The sequence below is a fragment of the Ruegeria sp. AF5 genome (assembly GCF_056541905.1).
In genome coordinates, this window is sequence record NZ_JBQFYZ010000041.1 from 1 (window position 1) to 2,496 (window position 2,496).

General features: G+C 59.4%; 2 protein-coding genes and 1 pseudogene. 1 reads left to right on the forward strand and 2 read right to left on the reverse strand.

All coding sequences use genetic code 11. The annotated features are described in order from the left end of the window. Positions 1 to 208 precede the first annotated feature (208 nt). Complete coding sequence (locus ACR0DS_RS20240; protein WP_480560873.1) at positions 209 to 1,210, forward strand: helix-turn-helix domain-containing protein; 1,002 nt, start codon at positions 209 to 211, stop codon at positions 1,208 to 1,210. A 91-nt stretch (positions 1,211 to 1,301) separates the two neighbouring features. Here the strand turns inward: ACR0DS_RS20240 and ACR0DS_RS20245 are convergent, their stop codons facing one another. After that, positions 1,302 to 2,279, reverse strand: coding sequence for an HpcH/HpaI aldolase/citrate lyase family protein (locus ACR0DS_RS20245; RefSeq protein WP_480560871.1), 978 nt, complete (start codon positions 2,277 to 2,279; stop codon positions 1,302 to 1,304). 17 nt (positions 2,280 to 2,296) lie between these two features. Then, positions 2,297 to 2,496: pseudogene (glyA, locus tag ACR0DS_RS20250) on the reverse strand (serine hydroxymethyltransferase); the annotation flags it as partial.

Sequence of the window (2,496 nt, forward strand, 5' to 3'; positions counted from 1 at the left end):
GACAAATACTGGTCCCCCGTCAACCGCGTCGACAACGCATACGGCGACCGAAACCTCGTCTGCACATGCCCACCAATGACAGAATACGAAGACGCCGCTGAGTGAAACCCGTGTCTGTCCGATCCGTCAATTCGCCTGACGGATCGGATTTACACCCTGAGGGCAGCGCCAATCGGGGCGCTGCCACGCCCAAATCGTCGGAGGAACAATGAAACACTATGTCCTCGCAAATGATCACGCCAATCTGTCTGAAACGGAGCCTGAGGCACCCGAAAGATTGAAACATATCGATGTCATTCTCAACCGTGAAGCGGCTATGGCGTCAGCTGGAATGGTCATCGAATTCTATCAGGCGTTAAACACTCTGGCCGAAGACTGCACCTATGCGGTCAACCTTCGTGTCGCTGGCTCGGAACCTGCGGGCGGACCGTTATACTGGGCCGGACGAACGGCGATTTTCTGGGGAGATCTGGAGAACATCTGGTCCATTCCACATTCGCGCAGATTCTGGGTATCGCAGGTCCTGAACCTGTCTTCACGGGTTGTACTGGTCGGCGGCGCGGTGCTGCTTCTGCCGCAACTCGGAAGAACAGGCCGGAACACCGTTGCTGTCCACCCGAATTTCGCAGCCGCTGCACTGGAGGGCGGGCTGGAAGATTGTGGCACCGGCACGCATCTGGCCGCAGACGGGTGCGCCCATAGCGCAACCACCCGGCTAAGCGCGCTGCGCCTGCTGTCAGAATTTGTGTCGATCGACCACGGGGAACATATCGCGGACATACTGCGCGGATACATTGGACTGACGGAACCCACACAAAAGCACGGCAGCACGCTTGCCGCCCGTCTGGTGCACCGTGCAAAAGGTGATCAGCTTGTCATGCGCACGCTGGATGCGATGCAGGAAAACATCGAAGATCCTTTGACGATCTCGGAACTTTCCAATGTGCTCAGGACCTCGACTCGCCAGTTACAGCGAAGGTTTCTAAGCAAAACCGGTGCGAAACTTTTGTCGACCTACAAAGAGCTACGGCTGGAGCGGGCGCAGAGCCTTTTACAATTCACCAACATGTCGCAGATTGAAATCTCGACAGCGACCGGCTTTTCATCGACCGTCGCGCTGAAACGCGCCTTTCAACGCAGCTTCGACGTCAGCCCGGACGAAATTCGGAACAAGCGATTTCTGGGGACGGCCGCCCCGGAACACGGATAACCTTTCGCGTTGGTCTCGTGATCCACCAGTCAACGCAGCACCGAGCCCGCGTAGACAATGCGCCCACGCAGGTCGGGTTTGGTGCAGGCGATCAGGCCGCAGCGATCTGACTGGCCTTTTCAACCAGTACTTCGGCCTGACGGATCGAGGCATAGTCGATCAGACGACCGTCCAGAGACACGGCACCTTTTCCGTCTGCCTCGGCCTCGGCCATGGCGACAAGGATACGCCGTGCCTTGGTAACTTCGGCATCCGAGGGCGACATCACCTCATTGGCAAGCGCGATCTGGCTGGGGTGGATGGCCCATTTGCCCTCGCAGCCCAGAACGGCGGCACGTTTTGCGGCGGCCTTGTAACCGTCGGGGTCCTGAAAATCGCCAAAAGGCCCGTCAATGGGGCGCAGCCCGTTGGCGCGCGCCGCAACCACCATGCGGGCAAGGGCGTAGTGCCACATGTCGCCCCAGTGGGTCAGGCGGCCTCCGTCGGCATCCGGGTCGGTCAGAACCGAATAGTCCGGGTTTACACCCCCGATGATTGTGGTCCGCGCGCGGGTCGAGGCGGCATAATCCGCGACACCAAAATGAAGGCTTTCATTGCGCTTAGATGCAGCCGCGATCGCGCTAACATTCTGCATACCAAGCGCGGTTTCGATGATGTGTTCGAACCCGATCCGTTTCTTGTACCCCTTGGCGTCTTCGATCTGGGTCACCAGCATGTCGACTGCATATACATCTGCGGCTGTCCCGACCTTGGGGATCATGACCAGGTCCAGACGCTGGCCCGCCTGTTCGACAACATCCACGACGTCCCGATACATGTAATGGGTGTCCAGACCATTGATCCGGACCGACATGGTCTTGTTGCCCCAGTCGATATCGTTCAGCGCCTGAATGATGTTCCTGCGCGCCTGTTCCTTTTCATCGGGCGCGACAGCGTCTTCCAGATCGAGAAAGATGACATCCACGTCCGATTTCGCAGCCTTCTCAAACATTCCGGGCTGGCTGCCGGGCACGGCAAGCTCGCTGCGGTTCAGGCGGGCGGGGGCTTGTTCAATTGGTTGAAAGCTCATGGTTGGGACCTTTCGGCTTACGGGTTCGGGTATATGGGGAAGCGGTTGCAGAGGTCTGCGACCTGGGCGCGGACGTGGGCTTCGACTTCGGCGTTGCCGTCTTCGCCGTTGGCGGCCAGGCCGTCGACCACTTCGATGATCCAGTCGGCGATCTGGCGGAATTCGGTCTCGCCAAAGCCGCGGGTGGTGCCGGCGGGGCTGCCCAGGCGGATGCCCG

Excerpts from the sequence above, each read along its gene's own strand:
- ACR0DS_RS20240 (WP_480560873.1), top strand. The coding sequence starts at position 209 with ATGAAACACTATGTCCTCGCAAATGATCACGCCAATCTGTCTGAAACG.
- ACR0DS_RS20245 (WP_480560871.1), bottom strand. The coding sequence starts at position 2,279 with ATGAGCTTTCAACCAATTGAACAAGCCCCCGCCCGCCTGAACCGCAGC.